The sequence below is a fragment of the Salmonella sp. K21076 genome (assembly GCF_039650795.1).
GTDB classification, from domain to species: Bacteria; Pseudomonadota; Gammaproteobacteria; order Enterobacterales; family Enterobacteriaceae; genus Salmonella; species Salmonella enterica.
The window spans coordinates 93,364-113,747 of sequence record NZ_JBCLYA010000009.1; the positions used below are offsets into that span (position 1 = coordinate 93,364).

At 45.5% G+C, this 20,384-nt stretch carries 17 protein-coding genes and 4 pseudogenes; 2 read left to right on the forward strand and 19 right to left on the reverse strand.

All coding sequences use genetic code 11. The features are described 5' to 3' along the window. Window positions 1-49 precede the first annotated feature (49 nt). The gene (locus AAYN39_RS04745) at window positions 50-1,096 is read left to right on the forward strand and encodes an AbrB family transcriptional regulator (RefSeq protein WP_001122050.1); all 1,047 of its coding nucleotides are present in this window, start codon (window positions 50-52) and stop codon (window positions 1,094-1,096) included. 54 nt (window positions 1,097-1,150) lie between these two features. Here the strand turns inward: AAYN39_RS04745 and nei are convergent, their stop codons facing one another. The 18 genes and pseudogenes from nei to ybgI all read right to left on the reverse strand — a co-directional run bounded on the left by nei (window position 1,151) and on the right by ybgI (window position 17,057). Continuing rightward, the gene (gene nei, locus AAYN39_RS04750) at window positions 1,151-1,942 is read right to left on the reverse strand and encodes an endonuclease VIII (RefSeq protein WP_001113965.1); all 792 of its coding nucleotides are present in this window, start codon (window positions 1,940-1,942) and stop codon (window positions 1,151-1,153) included. Window positions 1,943-1,975: 33 nt separating this feature from the next. Continuing rightward, entirely contained in the window at window positions 1,976-2,128 is a 153-nt protein-coding gene (locus tag AAYN39_RS04755) for a hypothetical protein (RefSeq protein ID WP_010989129.1), read from the reverse strand. Between the two features lie 67 nt (window positions 2,129-2,195). Then, window positions 2,196-3,618 (reverse strand): annotated as a pseudogene (locus tag AAYN39_RS04760) (glycosyl transferase). A 57-nt stretch (window positions 3,619-3,675) separates the two neighbouring features. Continuing rightward, the gene (locus AAYN39_RS04765) at window positions 3,676-4,509 is read right to left on the reverse strand and encodes a glycosyltransferase family A protein (RefSeq protein WP_001800477.1); all 834 of its coding nucleotides are present in this window, start codon (window positions 4,507-4,509) and stop codon (window positions 3,676-3,678) included. Between the two features lie 192 nt (window positions 4,510-4,701). Beyond that, a pseudogene (locus AAYN39_RS04770) lies at window positions 4,702-6,475 on the reverse strand (glycosyltransferase family 2 protein). A gap of 93 nt (window positions 6,476-6,568) precedes the next feature. Beyond that, on the reverse strand, window positions 6,569-7,279 hold the full coding sequence (locus tag AAYN39_RS04775; protein WP_000702850.1) for an ABC transporter ATP-binding protein: 711 nt from the start codon (window positions 7,277-7,279) through the stop codon (window positions 6,569-6,571). 3 nt (window positions 7,280-7,282) lie between these two features. Further along, window positions 7,283-8,052 (reverse strand): annotated as a pseudogene (locus AAYN39_RS04780) (ABC transporter permease). Between the two features lie 128 nt (window positions 8,053-8,180). Continuing rightward, entirely contained in the window at window positions 8,181-9,314 is a 1,134-nt protein-coding gene (locus AAYN39_RS04785; RefSeq protein WP_000824901.1) for a glycosyltransferase family 4 protein, read from the reverse strand. Window positions 9,315-9,326: 12 nt separating this feature from the next. Next, entirely contained in the window at window positions 9,327-10,223 is an 897-nt protein-coding gene (locus AAYN39_RS04790) for a glycosyltransferase (RefSeq protein ID WP_000973923.1), read from the reverse strand. Beyond that, a pseudogene (gene glf / locus AAYN39_RS04795) lies at window positions 10,220-11,370 on the reverse strand (UDP-galactopyranose mutase). Before glf ends, AAYN39_RS04790 begins: the two are co-directional and overlap by 4 nt. Window positions 11,371-11,655: 285 nt before the next feature. Next, window positions 11,656-12,396: a hypothetical protein gene (locus AAYN39_RS04800; protein WP_001194239.1), complete on the reverse strand. Its 741-nt coding sequence runs from the start codon at window positions 12,394-12,396 to the stop codon at window positions 11,656-11,658. 1 nt (window position 12,397) lies between these two features. After that, window positions 12,398-12,733 (reverse strand): hypothetical protein, encoded by a 336-nt coding sequence (locus AAYN39_RS04805; protein WP_010989127.1) that lies wholly within the window; start codon window positions 12,731-12,733, stop codon window positions 12,398-12,400. A gap of 177 nt (window positions 12,734-12,910) precedes the next feature. Further along, entirely contained in the window at window positions 12,911-13,477 is a 567-nt protein-coding gene (locus tag AAYN39_RS04810) for a tyrosine-type DNA invertase (protein WP_000824704.1), read from the reverse strand. A gap of 59 nt (window positions 13,478-13,536) precedes the next feature. Next, window positions 13,537-13,668 carry a hypothetical protein gene (locus tag AAYN39_RS04815; protein WP_001521652.1) on the reverse strand — a complete coding sequence of 44 codons (132 nt, stop codon included), beginning with the start codon at window positions 13,666-13,668 and terminating at the stop codon, window positions 13,537-13,539. A gap of 323 nt (window positions 13,669-13,991) precedes the next feature. Continuing rightward, window positions 13,992-14,726: a 5-oxoprolinase subunit PxpA gene (pxpA, locus tag AAYN39_RS04820; RefSeq protein ID WP_001017910.1), complete on the reverse strand. Its 735-nt coding sequence runs from the start codon at window positions 14,724-14,726 to the stop codon at window positions 13,992-13,994. After that, window positions 14,716-15,648: a 5-oxoprolinase subunit PxpC gene (gene pxpC / locus AAYN39_RS04825; RefSeq protein WP_000932048.1), complete on the reverse strand. Its 933-nt coding sequence runs from the start codon at window positions 15,646-15,648 to the stop codon at window positions 14,716-14,718. The genes pxpA and pxpC overlap by 11 nt, the downstream gene beginning before the upstream one ends. Then, window positions 15,642-16,298 (reverse strand): 5-oxoprolinase subunit PxpB, encoded by a 657-nt coding sequence (pxpB, locus tag AAYN39_RS04830; protein ID WP_001188373.1) that lies wholly within the window; start codon window positions 16,296-16,298, stop codon window positions 15,642-15,644. Before pxpB ends, pxpC begins: the two co-directional genes overlap by 7 nt. Before the next feature lie 15 nt (window positions 16,299-16,313). Beyond that, window positions 16,314-17,057: a radiation resistance protein YbgI gene (ybgI, locus tag AAYN39_RS04835; RefSeq protein ID WP_000798844.1), complete on the reverse strand. Its 744-nt coding sequence runs from the start codon at window positions 17,055-17,057 to the stop codon at window positions 16,314-16,316. A gap of 328 nt (window positions 17,058-17,385) precedes the next feature. On the opposite strand from ybgI, the gene AAYN39_RS04840 reads away from it, so the two are divergent. Continuing rightward, window positions 17,386-18,867 (forward strand): MFS transporter, encoded by a 1,482-nt coding sequence (locus AAYN39_RS04840; protein ID WP_001041123.1) that lies wholly within the window; start codon window positions 17,386-17,388, stop codon window positions 18,865-18,867. Between the two features lie 38 nt (window positions 18,868-18,905). On the opposite strand, the gene phrB is transcribed toward AAYN39_RS04840, so the two are convergent. Next, window positions 18,906-20,327: a deoxyribodipyrimidine photo-lyase gene (gene phrB / locus AAYN39_RS04845; protein ID WP_001142014.1), complete on the reverse strand. Its 1,422-nt coding sequence runs from the start codon at window positions 20,325-20,327 to the stop codon at window positions 18,906-18,908. Between the last annotated feature and the right edge of the window lie 57 nt (window positions 20,328-20,384).

The following is a 20,384-nucleotide window of genomic DNA, read 5'->3' on the forward strand; positions in this document are numbered from 1 at the left end:
TCTCTATGATTAATTAAGGTTTCGCTAAATATCATTCAGGGAGCATGGAATGCCGATTTTGCAGTGGTTTTTGTTGTTCCTGTTATCGCTGCTCATTTCCCTTATTTTTCTCTATCTGCACCTTCCGGCGGCGATGCTGCTTGGTCCAATGATTGCGGGTATCGTGTTGAGTTTGCGAGGTAGCACGCTACAACTTCCTCGCGGTATTTTTCTCGCCGCGCAGGCGATTCTCGGCTGTATGATCGCCCAAAATCTAACCGGTTCGATATTGACCACCCTCGCCCTCTACTGGCCGGTCGTGCTTTTTGTGTTGCTGGTGACGCTGCTTTCCAGCGCGGTAGTCGGCTGGCTGCTGGTACGTTACAGCTCGCTGCCCGGCAACACCGGCGCATGGGGGTCTTCGCCGGGCGGCGCGGCGGCAATGGTAGCGATGGCGCAAGATTACGGGGCGGATATCCGCCTGGTGGCGTTTATGCAGTATCTACGGGTACTGTTTGTGGCTGGCGCGGCGGTGCTGGTGACACGCCTGATACTCGGCGACAGCGCGGCAACGGTCAGCCAACAGGTGGTCTGGTTTCCGCCGCTTAGCGGTAATTTATTGACGACGCTGCTATTAGCGATCGTGGCGGGCATTGCCGGTCGCCTGATGCGTATCCCTTCCGGCACGATGCTGCTCCCCATGTTGGCAGGCGCGCTTCTCCATTCGCAAGGCATCATTGAAATTGAATTACCCGAATGGCTGCTGGCCGTGGCGTATATGGCGATAGGCTGGCGTATTGGGCTGGGTTTTGACAGACAGGTGTTTTTTATGGCGCTGCGGCCATTGCCGCAAATCTTATTGTCAATTTTCGCGCTGATGGCGATTTGCGCCGCGATGGCGTGGGGAATGGCTTACTACATGCAGATTGATTTTATGACGGCTTATCTCGCCACCAGTCCCGGGGGTCTGGATACGGTTGCCGCGATCGCGGCAGGAAGCAGTGCCGATATGGCGCTCATCATGGCAATGCAAACCCTACGGCTGTTCAGCATTCTGTTAACTGGGCCAGCAGTGGCCCGTTTTATATCAACCTATGCGCCCAAACAACCTTTGTAGGGCTGATAAGCGTCGCGCCATCAGACAATAGCCGCTCGCCGATGGCGGTTCCGGCTATTTCTGGCAATGCGCGCACCAGTAAAACGGGCGTGAGGAAAGTGTTGTCTTTTCAATAATGCCGCCGCACCGCTCGCACGCTTCACCGTCACGGTGGAAAACCTTAAAGCGAAACAGTGCGCCATGATGCTTGTTCTCATCCGCCTGACCGCGAGTCGTGTAGGAAAGGCGCGGAATATCCAACAGCGCGTGAGAAAGCGCATTCAGTTGCGCCTCGTTGAGATCTTTCGCTTTATGCTGTCCGGTTAATCCTACCTGCCAGAGGATTTCAACGCGCAGATAATTCCCCAGTCCCGCCAGAAAGGACTGATCCAGCAACAGCCCGGAAAATTGTCGGTTGCGAAAACGCGGCGACAGCAATCGAGCTTTAACCTCTTCCGGAGTAAGACGCGCGTCCAACACATCCGGACCGACTCGCTGTAAAAAAGGGTGCGTCATGAGCTGCTCTGCTGTCAGCATTTCGATATCAGACGCGCTATAAAGCAGAATAATTTTATCCGCCGTTTGTAGCCTGACGCGTAATATACGCGTGGTCTGCGGTATTTCACCGGTGTCGATCACCCGCCATACGCCATAGAGTTGGTTGTGGCTGTAGAGCGTCAGGCCATTTGAAAAGTGGGTCAATAACGCTTTTCCCCGCGTCTCTATCCGGGTAACAAGTTGACCGGTAAGCTGCGATTCATACGGTTTTAACTGTGCAAAGGCAAACCAGACATCGGTTAAGGGTTTGCCTTTGATTGCCGCCTCCAGATTATCCGCCGCACGACGAATTTCCGGGCCTTCAGGCATGATAATATCCTTTGTTAACAGTTGATTAATGGACTACCCCGCCTCTGACTGTCTGGAATGCACATCGAACGCCATAATGAATATCCACAGCGGATGGACAAACAGGCGGTGGTATCCAGTGATAATAACATTATCGCAGCACGAGACCACTTCCCCGTCAGGGTTAACGTGATCGCGCCAGGGCATAATCGACTCAGCCCTTGTCGGGCGAGCGCCTAATAATGATTGTCTGCCTACCGAAATTAAATGACGCTTAGTTATATTTTGCCCAAAATTTTTTTCTGTTGAGCCTTTTAAAGCCTTCTTTCCAATAACTGGCATTCAACTCTTTGATATAATTTTCTCCGGGAAAAAGTTTATCCTTTAAAGGCAGTTTTTTGGCTAGCACGATTCTTTCTGCGTTAGATCCCGCGGACTCTGAATGTGTGAGGGAAGATAAGGCGTCCAGTTGAGCGCTTGAGGGTCTGGCTATCAATTCAAAAAAAGGTTCTGACAATACAACACTACTAAGTGCTGCATAATTTCCTTTTTGTATGAGCGGTTTGACGTACTCAAAAAAAGAAATAATCCCTGATTGCAATCTTGCCGCTTTTTTTAAATACTCAATTTCAGAACCACTGCTATCTTCACGTACAGGAATTATTCCATTATCCGTTTTTTTATAGCCAATTGTTGACCCAGTATTATCAGCCATAGCGAACTCCATTATTTCCACCCCTCCTGATAAGAAAAGATCACACTTATCGTGGGGATGGCCATAGTTGGTTAGATAACCAAACATCTTATTATAAATAGATCGGTTATCATTGGCGCCAGCAAAAGTTGCCAAATAAAACCCATGTATTTGTTTTTCTGCCCATTGCGCACCTAAAGAACGAGCAAATACTGATTGAATATTACCCATCCATCCTACATCGATAAGTGCTATATTTTTAAAACCTTCACAGGCCGTTTTAAAGTAGATGGAAAGCAGACACTTGTTTAAGTAATAAAGACTTACAAATAGATTCACCCATAATATCTTTAGCTTTCCAATGATTAGATATCCCATGATTATACTCTGACCAATCAGCATGGAGAGTATTTATGCCGAGTTTTTTAGCATTCAGAATATCAGCATGAACATTATCGCCAACATGTATCCACGATGCAATATCTACATTTTCATTTTTCTTGACTATTGAAAATAATTTACCACTATTTTTAGAGTACCGCTCTTCGCCAGATGAATAAACTGGAATGTTACTGATATCATAGCCACATGATGTTAACAACTCCTTTAATATTGCTGATGGAAGGTACATATCACTAATTAAAATGACTTTGCAACCATCACTAATAGCCTTTTCAAACAAACAGCTTCCACGCGCATTTTTATATAAAACAATCTTCTCCATTTGTATTTCCAGATCGATTATCTTTTTTACTGTCGCTGGTGAAAGCTGCGGATGCTTTTTTAAAATTTCATCGTATATTTCAGATATAAGTATTTCCGGCTCGCCGCCAAAACGCCTGACCCTATTCTCTCTGGCACTTACTTCCGCCTGAACTCTTATCTCTGGGAAATTATCAATAATACCAATCTCGTACGCTGATATAAAAAATTTCTCAGTTGCTAAAGTTGATTGCATTAATGAAAACAAATCTCTGGGACGGTAAATCCTCCGGCTAACCAATGTATCAAAGATATCAAAGCTTACGGTCTTGTATTTTTTAAAGTTCATATCCATATTTTATTTAATCTTATTTTCAATATAAGAAATTTTATGAAAAAGACTATTGTTAGCAATATTTGAAAGTAACACATTGAGCAATGATGAGTCATCAATACTTCTCATCATTTTATTTTCTGCAATTTTGCACTCTATATCAAATAACTCATTGTTAATTACGGTATAATTGCCAAATTCAAAGTCATCATTTTCTCTGAAATGATAAAATGCCAGTGCTTCAGGTAAGATCCAAACATCATTTTCTGCCAGATAATGAATAAAAAAAGGCCAGAAAAATGCAGGAGAGGATAATTTATGACTTTCAATCACATCGATAACAGAATTTTTATCGAATAAACACGAGGATAGTGGAATAGAATTCCTGTAATAAATAACATCAAAACTAACAGGGCCAGCATTTAAATAGTGGTTCCATGGTTGCGTTGAATTTATAATTATTCTATTATTTTCCGCAATCTCAGCAACTTTATTTGTATGGCATGCTATTGCATTTACAGATGAATACGTTGACTGTATATTCGCCAAAACACTGAGTAGCCTTGACACATATTCAGGGGCCCAGGAATCGTCATCATCCATAAAGCATAAATAATTAGATTCAGACATCTTAATAGCATTAAAGATACAGTTTTCGTCGTAGATAACACTATATATATTTGACAGTTCTTTCAGATAAAAATCATCCACATTGTGACATTTCAATTCTTCCTCCATGCAGAAAATGATAATATTTATTTTTTTGAACGTCTGGTCATTAATGGATTGCAAGGCCCGCATTAATAGACGAGTACGCCCAGGTTTATGTCGGACAATAACTAAAAGACTCTTTTCCATATTCTGATTTCGCGTTTTACGGTATATATAAAAATTAACACCCTATGAATGAATGCTGACATTGGGTAAGGATTATAATATTTTATTAGACTGACACCAGATAAGGTGTAGCAACAGAACCATACCTAAGATTATCATAGTCATATAATTAAAAAATCGGTATAATTCTCATCAACACCACTTACATCATGTTTAATATTTATCTTCAGATTTTTTATTGAATTTTTTATACCAAAAGAGCTTTGAGGTAAGATAGGGCAAACTATTTTTCATCTCTTTTTTTGCAGATTTAAACCGATAAAAATTTTTGACTGCCGTAAACAAACCATTAATAATAACTTTAAAAAACTCCATTTTTGAGTGGGTAAGTTTTAATAATTTGCCATTTTCTATATTTAAATGATAGATAGTAATTCTCCGGAATGAAAACTTAGTAGGGTGATAATGACGATAATCAACCAGGATTGGTTTTTTAATTAAAAAGAAAGCTGGAATTAAGTGTCCATTAAGGGTTATGCATCTAAAAAATTTGTAGATGGCTTTTTCTTTACCAGAACATGGGTAATCAACACAACCATTAACAATATCAATACCTTCTACATTGAATTTTTCATTATGAGTTATTGCATTAATTCTTTTTCTTATCTCCAGAAGATCTACATTATCTTCCCAAAACTCCCGTCCAGAAAGACAATCGTTATATGACATAATCATTGCTCTGGCAAGTTCATAGCGGCATGAAAAACTCGCAAGAAAGACTTCCCGCACAAAGAAAACACTTAACAGTAGTGCAGCAAACTTTCTTTTACTAATTAATGCAGGTACAGCAACAGTCCTGAAGTTCAAATAGCTATTTAGAACCGATATTTTTCTTTCAAAATCCATTTGCCACGAAGCCACACCATTAAGTGTGACAATATTATGTTTTTTATGCATATATCCAAATAGCAGGTCATCACCACGAACAAAGAAAGGAAATGAGTAATATTCAATAGCGTTAATATTAAAGGCAAAAAACCACCATCCACCGTAGCCTATTTTTCTTTCATTATCAAAAGTATCTAAAGAATCTATTTCCCGAGCATCCAGATAATGTTTATCCGGGTAATGTAAAAAATCTCTATGCCATATGGCACCAGATTCATGTATGATTGCCGGGTTATCTTCAAAAAGCATACAGCCAGTAACAACTGTATTTTTGTCTTTAGCCATCAGTAAAAAAGCATGAGTTCGACAAATCGATTCAATTTCACATGAGCCGTCGTCATCCATAAATATGACATGTTTGACATCGTTGATTTTCCCTGCCTCTATCAAACCTCTCATAAACCCGCCTGACCCACCGAGGTTTTCATTATTGATAACTATAATGCCGTTTCCTGACGGGTGATTAATCGCCTCGCCATTATTAACGACAATCAATTTAAAACGATCTTTAAATTCGCTCTGGGTTAAGAGTGTTTTATTAATTAACAGCTTCTTTTCTATTATAAGTTGTTATAACTAAAGCCATAGATGATTTACTAACATGATCTTTAGTCAGAAATTAAAATCCATTTAAAACAGAGTCTTCGTCTGATTGCCACTCCACATAGATATATCCAAAATTTATTTTTGATATATCAATCTCAATCTCAATCTCAATCTCATCACTAATATTACATGACGATTTAAAATCAATTTGCTTTAATACTCTAATGACACCATTCTCTTTATGCCTTACAGTTATAGTTCCGCGACCAATTATATTAACCCGCAAAAAAAGTGATGTTAAGGTTGTATATTTTTTCCATTTCTTAATTGAGAATGCATTAAAAAAAGTATCAAAATATGCAACCTTATGACGCGGAACAAGTAAGTTACGTGAGGTATAGTTATACTTCCCGCCCTGAGTTCTGAAATAAAGCTGCTCTTCCGTGCATAGATCAATGTTTGGTAAAATTACTTTTTGAAGTAAAAAATACATAACGAACCTATAAATTTATATTATCTGGGGTAACGCTATTATAAAATAGTAAATTTCTCACCGCGTAGTGATATAAATACTGCAATAAGAATATTAAAATCCACCTTTGCTAACTATCTCACTGTGCTCAAGCCTGATGAACTTATTACATACAGATTTAGCCAGTTCATCATCATGAGTGGCCATTACCATAATGCCCGCTTTAGAGATAAAGCTATTTAATCTCATCTCTGCTTTTCTTTTAAAATCACTATCACCCACGCTCATCCATTCATCCATCAGTAAAATTTCAGGATTAATTGCAGTAGAAATAGAAAAACCAAGCCTCAGAACCATACCACTAGAATACGTTCTAACGGGGATTTTAATAAAATCACCTAACTCGCTGAACTCGATGACATCTTCTGTAATATTTTTTATTTCATTTTTTGACAGACCGAGAAATAGTCCCCTCAGTTTTATATTTTCCAGGCCGGTAAGCTCACCATCCATTCCCATCATGGGATCAATGAGGCTGGTGACTCGACCAATACATTCATACTTCCCTGAAGTTGGTTTATAGGCCCCTGCAAGTACTCTCAGAAGAGTTGTTTTGCCCGAACCATTGTGTCCGATAAGCGCAAGACGGTTACCTTCGGTAAGCGTAAAATCAATTTTTTTTAATGCCTCTACTTCAATAATCCCGGTATTCGATGAGCCAATTCGTCCACCTGAAGCAGCCTGTAAAAAAGTTTTTTTAAATGAACGGTGGCTGGAGTTAAATATAGGGAGTATTACGCCAACGTTTTTGCAAGAGATTTTCATTAATTATAACCAGTATACGATTCTTGAGCGATATTTAGTCAACACTAAGGTTGAGACCATCAACATAATAATAGAGGTTATTATTGTGTAAAACCATATAGTTACATCTGGTACAGTTCCCATTAATGGTTTCCTGAGCATCTCCATAAAGTAATAAAAAATATTATAATCAACAAATTCCTTTCTTCCCTTTGGTAATTGTTCCGATGTTCAAATGATGGGAGTTATAAAAAAACACAACGTTACTACACTTTGAACAACCGGTCCCATATCACGATATCTTGTGCAAAAAATGGCGAGAATCATACCTGTAGAAATTAATGAGATGGATGTTATTATAATTGCAGGTATAAAAAGGAGAATATCAAGATTTACCGATGTATTGGTAAAAAAATCACGAAAGGTATAATGATAAAATTATGCAACATAATCATAAACTGCCGATAGAAAACACGTAATATATATAAATATAGCGGAAGGTCAGACTGTTTAATAATTGATGCGGACTCATTAAATATTCCACATGATTCATTAATAGTTGCTGATAGAAAGGCCCAAAAGATCATACCTAAAGTAAGATGCATGATAAAATTTTCGGAACCAGAACTGAACAGCGAACCGTAAAGAGGTCCCATTGCTGATATGGTGACTCCCATCGAAATCGTTATCCAAAAAGGCCCTAACACCGATCGCCGGTATCGTCCCAGGACATCATTCCAACCTAGCGAAATCCAAAGTTGGTGCTTGGCCAGAGCTTCTTTCAAATCATTCATTGTTTCCGTGTCACCTTTACCTGAAGAACTTATTCTTTAACGATATGAAAATATAACTTATTTATTTTCTATAATATTTACATACTATTTATCTAAACACTGACCTACTTCATAAGCATTTTATGGTGTTAGCAACCAATAGTGTCTTTATAAATTTGCAATGTCTTATTAATGACTAATATGCTGGAAAACAATTCCTTTACACGTTTTCTTCCATTCGCCCCCATCTCTAAGCGAATCTGTGGATTTTTTAACAAATACTCTAATTCTACCGCTAACTCCTGAGCTGAATTACTTTTCACGATCAACCCATTATAGTTATGAATAATTAAGCTATCACATCCGCCGGTATCATAAGCAATACATGCACGTCCTACAGATGATGCCTCTAATAAAAGCCGTGGTACTCCTTCCGGATAAATAGATGGCAATGCAACGATATTCGATTTCTGAATAAGCTCATATACATTCGAAGAGCGTCCCAGCCAGTTAATTAGTCCTTCATTATGCCAGTGATGAATGAGCTCCAAAGGGATAGCATCTTTATCGTCCTCGGCCAATATACCTGCAACATTTAAAACAAAATGAATATTTTTTTGTCTGAGGATCTTTTTTGCTTCAATGAGATCGCCAAGACCTTTACTCCATAACATTCGGCTTGCAAAAAGGACTATCGGTATCTCATGTTTTTTCTCTATAGAGAATTTATAAATATCCGGGTTAATTCCAGCACCTTCGATAACGATAGTTTTATGATAATCAATACCTACTAAACGCGATATTTTTCGTCGATCTTTATCATGTTCAAAAATAAAAACACCACGCTTATTACCGGCAATATATTTGTAAACCAAAACGGTTAACGCACGCAATATTCTCATTGGCACGGTATTATATAAAAAGATTCGACCAAGTCCGACAAAGCTGATAACAACTGGACTATTACTTCTTCTGGCGCTAACTCCACCAATCAGGCAAGGTTTGAGCGTAATACAATGCAATAAGTCAGGATTAATCTCCTTAATAATTTTCCGAGCGTTAAGGAATGCTCTAAAAAAAACAAACATATTAAATGACTGAGCAACAAGAGACACATTGTGACAAATAAAACCAAGCGTTTTGAATTTTTTTATAATCTCTTCACCAATAAAATGACTTATGATATGAATTTCATAACCCGCATCCCTTGCCGCTATCGCACGTTCTGTCCAGTGTAAATCAAAGTACCAGTCTGAATTCACAAAATAACATAACCTTTTCATCTCTTCGTCCTGCTAATGATATTTCCCACTAATACCTTTAAGTCCATGAAGTATTCCCTGCCAGATAAAATATAGATAACGAAATTTCTTACGCTGCCATGGTAATATGGCGAGATATTTAGAGAGGCGTAATACTATAGAAAGAACACTGAATATCCTGGGAACGGGTAAAAGTTTTCTCAGCAGCAACAAATTTCTACAAAGATAATATACTTTCCATTCGGGGCAGATACACCTTCCATGAATAGAGATATCATGAATAAATTTAATTTCTGGGGAGTAACGAATTTTCTGCCCGGACAATACTAGCTTATAACCAAAGAAAAAATCATCATAATAAAGGAAAAGTTCATCATAGATATCGTTAAGATGGTTATTCAATACCTTTCGATCAATAATCATACCAACGAATGACACAGTTTGAACATCAGTAACCTGAGTTCTTACTGGAGAAAACCTCTCTGGGCGCATCGCATAATAAATAGTCTCAAACACCGTAGATGGGACCCTAATGAAAGGCAAATTCATCCGACAAGACCGCCCATAGGTGTCCTGAACTCGCGACGCAAATATACGGTAACTTGATGTATCTAATAACGAGAAATGCTTTAAAATATTAATTTCCGGGTAAGCATCATCATCATAAAAAAATACCCAATCGGCATTACTATATGAGCATATATATTGACTACCTACTTTAAATCCGCCAGCACCACCAAGATTATCTTTAAGATTAAGTATCGTGATGCCAGGTTCACTTAATGAAGAAAGCCATTCCCTGGTACCGTCGCTTGAGCCATTATTAACGATAACAATAGAGGAAAAACCCGCCTTAACAGTCTCTCGCACACTTTTTTTTAATTTTTCAAGACGATTAAAAGTTACGATTAGCGCTGTACACTTCATCAAACGGTAACTGTAAAAGCTGGCATTTCTTTTTGTTCATATAGCGACGTTAAGTATACGTCCGCCGTCTGTAATGCTTCAGCTATCGTGATGTCCATATCGAGATAACGATAAGTGCCAAGACGACCAATGAAAGTAATATTTTTTCTTTTTTAGCCCGCGACAGATATTTATTCAGTAAATCCATTTTATCTGCCCTGCGAACAGGATAGTAGGGTATATCACCAGCTTCACATTCCCGACTATATTCTTGATAACATATTGAAGCTTCATGTCTCTCCCACGGAGAAAAATATTTGTGCTCAGTAATCCGAGTATAAGGAGTATCTATTGAACAATAATTCATTACTGCGCATCCTTGATAATCACTCTGGCAAATTATTTTTTTAAAGTCTAATGTACGATATTCCAGTCGGCCATATTGACAGGAGTAAAAGGCATCCAGCGCGCCACTGAAAAAAACATGATCATAATTTGTCCGCATTTCTTGAGTGAAGGAGCGACATAGTTCAACAGCGATATTTTCGTGTTCGACAATGGACTTGACCATTTGTGTATAACCAAATTTTGGTATTCCCTGAAACTTATGATTGAAATAGTTATCATCATAATTAAAACGAACAGGGATACGTTTCAATACAGAAGCGGGTAACGCGGAAGGATGAAGCCCCCATTGTTTAATGGTATAACCTTTAAAAAAGGCTTCATATAACTCTTTACCAATGAAACGCAAGGCCTGTTGCTCAAAATTTTGTGGTTCCAGAATGGTGCTATCACATTTTTGAAGCAGTAATTTCCTGGCGTCATCAGGTGAGCAGGCGACACCAAAAAATTGATTGATGGTATGAAGATTGATAGGTAGAGAAAATACCTGACCATTTACTGTGGCCTTAACCTTATTGATATAAGGCATCATCTCAGCGTATTTATTTACATAATTCCATACAGTTTCATTATCAGTATGAAAAATATGAGGACCATAAACGTACACCATAATACCCGTGTGCTCATCTCGGGCATCATAAGCGTTACTACCGATATGCGAACGTTGATCAATAATATTGACTACATGTCCCTGCTCGGCTAACTGGCGTGCTATTACTGCGCCTGAAAGGCCCGCACCTACAATTAGTATCTTTTTACGTTGCATTATTTTTGTCACTCTGTTCGCAGACACAGATAATATTAGATAGTTTATCCAGAACCATTTTCATTTATATCAGAAGAGTAAAGTGAAATTTACTCAACGCATCCAGATAATTCCACGCTACCGCCACAGCGCGTAAACCCTCGCACTGATTACAGATTCATTAATGTTACACGTTATGCGGTATTTCCGGACAACGATGATTGCCATATTTATTTTGTGAAGATAACTCATTCAGAACGCAACATTATGGGTCTGAATACCGCGCGGCATGATGTAAATATGCTGTCAGCATAAATCCGGTGCGTTACCGGCCCCAGTTTTTACCAACCCACTCTGTTGACTGATGTCCGGACCGACGTCCGGTATCCTTATTCTTACCGCATCAGATAGCGGTACTCCTGTCGGGATATCCCAGCGTTGTTTCAGCGTCTGCTCCGCGAGCCAGACCTGCCTCACGCCGGTTCCCAGCATACGGGCCGTCATTTCCGGGCTACAGCCTGACAACAGTAATCCCAGCACCCGCCGTCCCTGTTTTGGCAGACGCTCTGACAGTAACCTGACCAGCGTGCGGCTGTTTATCTCCATCACCAGCTCCGGCACGCTCAACGCGCTTTTCATCTCCTCCTCGTAAGGCGATGTCTGTAGTGATGACCATATGGCAAGCTCAGCCATTCTGGCCAGAACCCTTACCGACATGGCGCGTTTAATCAGCCTCAGATGGCGGAAGTAACCTTCCACGCTGACGTCAACCGGTAAAAACGCGTTACTGCTGCAAAAAACCACTGTCCGCGGATAACGCAGAAAAACCTGTTGCCACAGCAGAAGCTGGGTTGATGGCCGTCCGGCGGATATCACCATCGCGCCGGGCCACCGACGCAACCGATCCAGCAGCCCTTCTGGTGTCCTGAGACGAACGCAGTCCTCCACGCAAAGGCCGCCGGTATCCGGAAACTGCGTAGGATTTTCGCCTGACTGACAAAACATAATCAGCCGGAGAGGCGGCAGTACTCTGGTTAACGTCTGCATATCAGTACGTCAGAACCTGGTACAGGCTGAACAACGCTGCGACGGTGGAGACCGCCAGCAGGAGCAAAAATATTTTTGCGCCCATACTGTACCGGCACTTACTGGTCCCCCCCCTTCCGGTGGACATTTCCGCATATTCTTGCGTCATCAGATTGTTCTCCTCTGGCCATTGCCGACCCGGCACTGCGCCAGCAACGGCAGCTTCGTGTTGTGGAAACAACATGTCCGCACCCTTTCGTGGACCGGGAGCCATTCCATGTCTGTATGAAAAATGACGTCTGGCCCCATCTAAACACTGCTCTCTGACACCCTGTCCGGTTCTGCTTTTCGGCTGCACAGGCCGTCAGTCCCCCTGGTAGTACATGCTCCTGCCGTAGGGTAATTCTGCCCTGTGCGGAGTACAAAATGACAAATAGAAAATACAGTAATCTATTGATTTATATGTTGATTATGTAAATCAGCTTTCCCTGAACAGACTTCTCTGTGATTTAACAATATGAATCAGAACGTACGGTTATACTCGACGTTTTTTTCGCCATATTCCATGAAAACGCCCGGCGTTACTTGCGGTGTATCTTACGGTGTGCTGGATATTCCTGTGCCCCAGATAGTCCTGTATGAGTCGTGTATCAATCCCTTTATCAGCAAGGGCGTAGCCGCAGGCATGTCGCAGCATATGAGGATGTGGCGCTATCGTTAATTCGGCCAACCGCCCTGCCTCACGAAGTATGTAAAAAAATTGTTGCCTGCTGAGCGGATGCCGTCGTAGCGACAGGAACAGCCAGTCTCCGTCAGCCCCTTTCTCAAGATACTTCCTGGCCCTGAGCCAGCTTTTCAGTACGTTATACTCATCGGGAAGGAGGGGGTGACACGTTGAAAAGCCATTTTTGAGGCGCCGGATATAAAGCTGTCTTCCTGCAAGATCAATATCCGACAAGCGCAGCCCCAGCAGCTCACTGGCCCGGAAGCCGTGAATAAACGCCATCAGGATTAAGCAGCGGTTTCTTTCCGGGAAGGGCATTCTGTCGGTCGCTGACAGCAGTTTTTCAATCTCTTCTTGCGTAAGATATTTTCTTTTCACAAAACAAATCCATCATAACAAAATGAGTAATATACTAAAAAATCACTGATCAGATGAGTTTAATTTTCGCTAAAAAAGTTGCTATGCGTAAACAGCTTAAAATCCATATAGCTGGCAATCTGGCACGCTATCCATGACGTGATAGTGAAACAGCGAATCAATCTGGCTTCAATCTCCTGATAAGTTGTCATGACGAGGAATATAAATGCTAAAAATGAGGCTATCGTGAGGTAAATCAATCAGAAAGGGGTAATAGAGAGTCAGGTAGTTTACCCGCCCCGGAGGTTTGATTAGATGGCGATAGCTAACAATATCATAGTGATTTTCAAAAACTCTGCTGCTAACAGCAATAAGCTCATCATACTGGCTATTACAGCATCACTTGGTTATTTTTAAAATAATATATTATAAGGGGATTTATATAGTATTGAATAAATCCCTCTTCCTGACATTAAGAGAACAGAACACGATAATTTTTAGCAGCCGTAATATAATAGCTTCAATCGTCGGGCTCTCAGGCAATAACGTGTACATTACGCGCATTGAACGCGGCGCGTAGCCTGCGTGCGAATGCAAGCGCATACTCGCCGTCGCCATGAATGCACACCGTTTGCGCCGTGACAGTCGTCCACACGCCAGTAACGCTTTTCACTCTCCCGGCTTGTACCATATCCAGCGTTTGCGCCAGCGCCTGCTCTTCGTCGTGAATCAGCGCGCCAGGTTGCATGCGCGGCACCAGGCTACCGTCGGCCTGATAGCCGCGATCGGCAAACACCTCCTGCCGCGTCACCAGGCGATGGCGTTCACCGGCCCGGATCAGCTCACTTCCCGCCAGTCCAACCAGTATCAGTGACGGATCATAGTCGTGTACCGCTTTCGCAATCGCCTGTGCCAGATGGGGATCTTTCGCCGCCTGGTTATAGAGCATACCGTGCGGTTTGACATGGCGCATCACGCCGCCTTGCGCCTGGACAATCGCCCCCAGCGCGCCGATTTGGTACAGCGTCTGGGCGTATACCGTTTCCGGCGGCAAAACCATCGCCGTCCGCCCAAAATTATCCCGATCCGGAAAGCTGGGATGCGCGCCGATCGCCACGCCGTTTTTCAGCGCCTCGCGCACGCAGGTCAGCATGGTTTGCGCATCACCGGCGTGAAAACCACAGGCGATATTAGCGGAGGAGACCAGCGTTAATAATTCGCTGTCGCTGGCGCAACCTTCGCCCAAATCCGCATTTAAATCAATGTTCATGCTGAAGTCGCCAGGTAAGCTGTTCCAGATAGCGCCGACGCTCGCGGCGCGCGTTGAGCGCCTCCTCCAGCGAACATTGCACAAAATGGATCGGTTGTTCTAGCGGGATCTGCGCCAGATGGTACATATCTGCCTCGATGATGCAGGCAATGCGCGGATAGCCGCCAGTTGTCTGGGCATCATTCATTAACACAATAGGTTGGCCGTTGTAAGGCACCTGCACGACACCGGGCAGCAAACCGTGCGACAGCAGTTCGCGATCCGTTGTCCGCGTTAACGATTGTCCCTGCAAACGATAGCCCATGCGATTACTTTGCGGACTGAGCTGCCACGGCGAACGCCAGAACGCTTCTTGCGAGGCGCGATCGAACTCACGGTATTCCGGCCCCGGTAGCGCACGGATGCGATTCCCCCACAGTAACTGCTTCACGCCCTGCGGCCCGCTAAGCTGTCGCGATGGTTTACCCGTCGCCAGCCGATCGCCATCTTTTAGCAGCCGTCCTTCCAGCCCACCGATGCCGGACTTCAGATCGGTACTACACGATCCCATCACCTCCGGCACAGCAATACCGCCCGCCACCGCCAGATAGCTACGCATCCCGTGAAGCGGTCGATGCAGCGTAAGACGCTGACCCGCTTTTACCGGCAATCGCCAGCCGGTCCAGACCGGTTGATCATCCAACTGCGCCTCGCAGCCTGCGCCGGTAAGAGCGAACCAGGTCTCATTTTCAAATTCGACAACCAGTTGACCGAGAGTGATTTCCAGCGCCGGGGCATTCGCATCGTTCCCGACCAGGAGATTAGCGGTCTGAAAGGCGGGTTTATCCAGCGCACCGCAGTGACTCAGCCCCGACTGACGAAAGCCGTGACGCCCGCTATCCTGCACGGAGGTGTAAATCCCCGCGCGAATAATATTCAGCATATTCCCTCCTTTTGCGGCACAAAGCGTACGCTATCGCCAGGGCGTAGCAGAACCGGGGTCTCCCGCATCGGATCGAATAACTTCAACGGCGTGAGGCCGATCAGCTGCCAGCCGCCCGGCGTGGATAATGGATAAATCCCCGTCTGCGCGCCGCCGATGCCGACAGAACCGGCCGGAACCTGCAGGCGCGGCTCTGCGCGTCTGGGCATATGGAGCGGTTCTGGTAAATTCCCAAGATAGGGAAAGCCGGGCTGAAAGCCTAAAAACCAGACGACATACTCAACGGAGGCATGTAGCTCCACGACCTGCTTTTCACTCAAACCGCTGTGCCGTGCCACCGCCGCCAGATCCGGCCCGCCTGCGCCGCCATAGATCACCGGGATCTCAACCGAACGCGAGTCCGGTTCCAGCGCCTCGCTCTCTTCCCACCAGCGCTGCAGACGCTCAATCGCATCCAGCGCCAGAGTTTGCGGTTCCCGCAAGATCACGGTGATATTGTTCATCCCGGGAATGGCTTCCACCACGTTCGGCATATCGACCAGACGCTGCGTCAGACGCCAGATGCGTTTCTGGCTCGCCAGCGTAATCGGCGGTTCAAGTTCCAGGACGACCGCCGTTTCGCCTAACAGATAACAACGCGCTCGCTGCACTTTATTACCTCTCAGTTATGCCGGGTTAGGGATATCAATAAACGTCACATCCAACGCCGTGTTTTCGTTCAACCATTCGCTCAGGGCGCGAATACCGCCGCGTTCAGTGGCATGGTGCCCGGCGGCATAAAAATGCAGCCCCTGTTCGCGTGCGGAATGAATGGTCTGTTCAGACACCTCGCCGGTAATAAAAGCATCCACGCCGAAGCGGGCGGCGCTATCAATAAAACTTTGTCCGCCGCCGGTACACCAGGCGACACGCTGCACATTCTCTGGCCCGGTATCGCCGCACCATAGCGGTTTACGCCCCAGACGCGCTTCAATCCATGAGGCCAGTTCCAGCCCCGGCACCGGCATTGAGAGCTCTCCCCACGGCACCAGCGGCTCAATTTCTCCTTTCACGGTAATGCCCAATAGCGCCGCCAACTGCGCATTGTTGCCCAGCTCAGGGTGCGCATCCAGCGGCAGATGCCAACCGTAAAGGTTAATATCATTTGCCAGTAACGTTTTTAAGCGACGGCGTTTCATGCCGCGAATAACCGGAGACTCGCCTTTCCAGAAGTAACCATGATGAACAATGACCGCATCGGCCTGCAAACGCACCGCCTCATCGAGCAGCGCCTGACTTGCGGTCACGCCGGTAACGATTTTCTGTACCGTCTCTTTTCCTTCGACCTGTAAACCATTCGGCGCATAATCGCTTATTGCCGCACTGTTCAGCTTGTCGTTAATCAGTTGTTCCAGCTCGGTGTTTTTCATCATCGCTCCCTTTAACCCACGTTCTACTTTCCCGTTACGGGTTCAGTCTCCGTTAACATAGCCTCCCGTTAGCCGTTCGTCGATAAACATTTGTTTGACACATCAAGAAACAATCACCCCCGGGTTTGGCGCAAATTACTTAGCAAAACACGATCGGTTTCATGTATATTTATGCAATCAGAACGCATATTGCAGAAAAAATCAGTTCTGTATCATGTTGGTAACTTTAAGGAAACACGGCGATACGGCAGGCTTAATAAGCCCACAAAGAAAGGCATTATCTGAGAATGCCGCGTTCTTGCCGCAGCGTCTCTATCCCGGAAATACGATGAATAAACAAGCATCTCAACCCCGCGCTATTTACTACGTTGTCGCCCTGCAAATTTGGGAGTACTTCAGCTTTTATGGTATGCGCGCCCTACTGATTCTTTATCTCACCAATCAGCTAAAATACGACGATAACCACGCCTATGAGTTATTCAGCGCTTATTGTTCGCTGGTCTACGTAACGCCAATTCTCGGCGGCTATCTGGCGGATAAGGTGCTTGGCAACCGAATGGCAGTCATGCTGGGCGCATTTTTAATGGCTATAGGTCATTTAGTGCTGGGCGCCAGTGAGATCGCGCCGACATTCCTTTATCTGTCGCTGGCGATCATTGTCTGCGGCTACGGCCTGTTTAAATCGAATATTAGCTGCCTGCTGGGCGAACTGTACCAGCCGGAAGATCCGCGCCGCGACGGCGGGTTCTCGCTGCTTTACGCAGCGGGCAATATTGGTTCGATCGTGGCGCCTATCGCCTGCGGCTATGTGCAAGAGGAGTACAGTTGGGCGATGGGCTTTGCGCTCGCCGCCATTGGTATGCTGGCGGGGCTGGTGATCTTCCTGTGTGGAAATCGTCATTTCACCCACACTACCGGCGTGAATAAAGCCGTGTTGTGCGCCAGAAACTACCTGCTGCCGAACTGGGGCTGGCTGTTAATTCTGCTGGTAGCGGCGCCGTTGCTGATTACCGTTCTGTTCTGGAAAGAATGGTCTGTCTATGCCTTAATCGTGGCGACCGCGATCGGCCTGGTCGTGCTGGCAAAAATTTATCGTCAGGCGCAAACGGCCAAACAACGCAAAGAACTGGGGCTGATTGTCACCCTGACCCTGTTCAGTATGCTGTTCTGGGCGTTTGCCCAGCAGGGCGGCAGTTCTATCAGCCTGTATATCGACCGCTTTGTGAACCGCGATATTCTGGGCTATTCCGTTCCTACCGCCATGTTCCAGTCGGTGAACGCCTTTGCCGTGATGCTGTGTGGGGTCGTCCTGGCCTGGCTGGTTAAAGAGAGCGTAAGCGGTAATCGCACCGTGCGTATCTGGGGCAAATTCGCGCTGGGTCTCGGTCTGATGAGCGCCGGATTCTGTATTCTGACCCTGAGCGCACGCTGGTCCGCCGCTTACGGACACTCTTCAATGCCGCTAATGGTGCTGGGACTGGCGGTGATGGGCTTTGCCGAGCTGTTTATCGACCCGGTCGCCATGTCGCAAATTACGCGCATTGATATCCCCGGCGTCACCGGCGTATTAACCGGAATTTATATGCTGCTGTCCGGCGCGATAGCTAACTATCTGGCAGGCGTCATCGCTGACCAGACCTCGCAAAGCGCCTTCGACGCCAGCGGCGCGGTTAATTACGCCATCAACGCCTATGTGGATGTTTTTGAACAGATCACCTGGGGCGCGTTAGCCTGCGTAGGGGTTGTCCTGCTGATTTGGCTGTATCAGTCCTTCAAATTCAAAAGCCGCGCGCTGGCCGTCGAATCCTGATAGCAGAAGGCCCGGTAGTTTGCGCTACCGGGCCTGTATCACGCCCCTTTTCTCGCCGCCTCATAGGCGGAAAGCGTTGCGATTCTCGCCTGTTTGTGCTCCACAATAGGCCGAGGATAATCAAGTACGACTCCCGCTTTTTCCGCCCACCGCCACGGCTCGTGAATCGCTTTTCCAGGTATATCGCGTAATGCCGGTAGCCACTGGCGGATAAATTCGCCGTCGCGATCGAACCTCTCTCTCTGAGTCGTGGGATTAAAAATACGAAAATAAGGCGCGGCATCGGTACCGGTTGAAGCGGCCCACTGCCAGCCGCCATTATTGGCGGCAAGATCGCCGTCAATAAGCTGCGACATGAAATAGCGCTCCCCCAACCGCCAGTCAATTAGCAGATCTTTTACCAGAAAGCTGGCGGTAATCATGCGTAAACGGTTATGCATCCAGCCCGTCGCGTTAAGCTGGCGCATCGCCGCATCGACAATGGGATAACCGGTTTCGCCTTTCTGCCATGCCTGAAAATAGTGCGGGTTCTCCTGCCACGCGACGCGTTTTGTCCAGCGGATAAACGGCTGGTGTTTGCATAATGCCGGATACCAGGTCATTAAATGACGGTAAAATTCCCGCCAGATGAGCTCATTCAACCAGACGCTTCCCGGCCCGCCGTCCAGCGCCTGCGGCTGCTCCGCCAGTAATCGGTGCAGGCACTGTCGCGGCGACAGGCCACCCGTCGCCAGGCTGGCGGAAAGCCGACTGGTGCCGTCAACCGCAGGGAAATCGCGCCGTGACGCATACTCGTCTGCGCCCTGCGAGCAAAAATGACGTAGCTGCGCGATGACCGCGTTTTCTTCCACCGGGAAAAGCGCGGCGTCAAACGCCTGTTGCGGGTAGTTAAGCGAGACTGGCGTTAAGGGTATAGAAAGCGCGCCGCTCACCCGGATCTTCGGGGCCGGAACGCACGGCGGGATATCCTCTTTTAGCCGTTTCAACCAGGCGTTTTTAAACGGCGTAAAAACTTTATACATTTCATGATTGCCGGTCATCACCGCGCCGGGCGCCAGAATCACGCTATCGTCAAAGCCTTCGCAGATGACAGATGGCAGCGTTTTTTCCACCGCCGCATCACGCTGACGCTCGTTAAACTCATACTGATAGTTATAAAACAGATGGCTGACGTCATGCTGCCGGCAAACGTTTTTAACCGTCTCAATACTGGCGTTAAAATCCGCCACTTCATGAAACAGCAGCGGAATCCCTTTCTCTGCAAGGGCCGTCTGTAGCGCATTGAGCTGCGCGCTGATGAATGCCGCCTGCCGCGGCGCCATATCATGGGCCTGCCACTGGGCGGGGGTGGAAATATAAAGCGCCAGCACCCGCGCGGATGCATCGCGGCAGGCGGCGGCCAGCGCAAGGTTATCCTGTAAACGCAGATCGCGCCTGAACCAGACTAAATGGGTGGGCATACAACTCCTGAAAGATGAAACGTCACGGCGAATAGCGTTAAACAGTGTAGACCCTGG

What these genes read in the sequence shown, in the direction of transcription:
- AAYN39_RS04745 (WP_001122050.1), top strand. Translation starts at nt 50, where the DNA reads ATGCCGATTTTGCAGTGGTTTTTGTTGTTCCTGTTATCGCTGCTCATT.
- AAYN39_RS04785 (WP_000824901.1), bottom strand. Translation starts at nt 9,314, where the DNA reads ATGAAAAGGTTATGTTATTTTGTGAATTCAGACTGGTACTTTGATTTA.
- AAYN39_RS04755 (WP_010989129.1), bottom strand. Translation starts at nt 2,128, where the DNA reads ATGCCCTGGCGCGATCACGTTAACCCTGACGGGGAAGTGGTCTCGTGC.
- nei (WP_001113965.1), bottom strand. Translation starts at nt 1,942, where the DNA reads ATGCCTGAAGGCCCGGAAATTCGTCGTGCGGCGGATAATCTGGAGGCG.
- AAYN39_RS04815 (WP_001521652.1), bottom strand. Translation starts at nt 13,668, where the DNA reads ATGACAACTTATCAGGAGATTGAAGCCAGATTGATTCGCTGTTTCACT.
- AAYN39_RS04800 (WP_001194239.1), bottom strand. Translation starts at nt 12,396, where the DNA reads ATGCAGACGTTAACCAGAGTACTGCCGCCTCTCCGGCTGATTATGTTT.
- ybgI (WP_000798844.1), bottom strand. Translation starts at nt 17,057, where the DNA reads ATGAAAAACACCGAGCTGGAACAACTGATTAACGACAAGCTGAACAGT.
- pxpA (WP_001017910.1), bottom strand. Translation starts at nt 14,726, where the DNA reads ATGAACATTGATTTAAATGCGGATTTGGGCGAAGGTTGCGCCAGCGAC.
- AAYN39_RS04775 (WP_000702850.1), bottom strand. Translation starts at nt 7,279, where the DNA reads ATGAAAATCTCTTGCAAAAACGTTGGCGTAATACTCCCTATATTTAAC.
- pxpC (WP_000932048.1), bottom strand. Translation starts at nt 15,648, where the DNA reads ATGCTGAATATTATTCGCGCGGGGATTTACACCTCCGTGCAGGATAGC.
- AAYN39_RS04765 (WP_001800477.1), bottom strand. Translation starts at nt 4,509, where the DNA reads ATGGAAAAGAGTCTTTTAGTTATTGTCCGACATAAACCTGGGCGTACT.
- AAYN39_RS04840 (WP_001041123.1), top strand. Translation starts at nt 17,386, where the DNA reads ATGAATAAACAAGCATCTCAACCCCGCGCTATTTACTACGTTGTCGCC.
- phrB (WP_001142014.1), bottom strand. Translation starts at nt 20,327, where the DNA reads ATGCCCACCCATTTAGTCTGGTTCAGGCGCGATCTGCGTTTACAGGAT.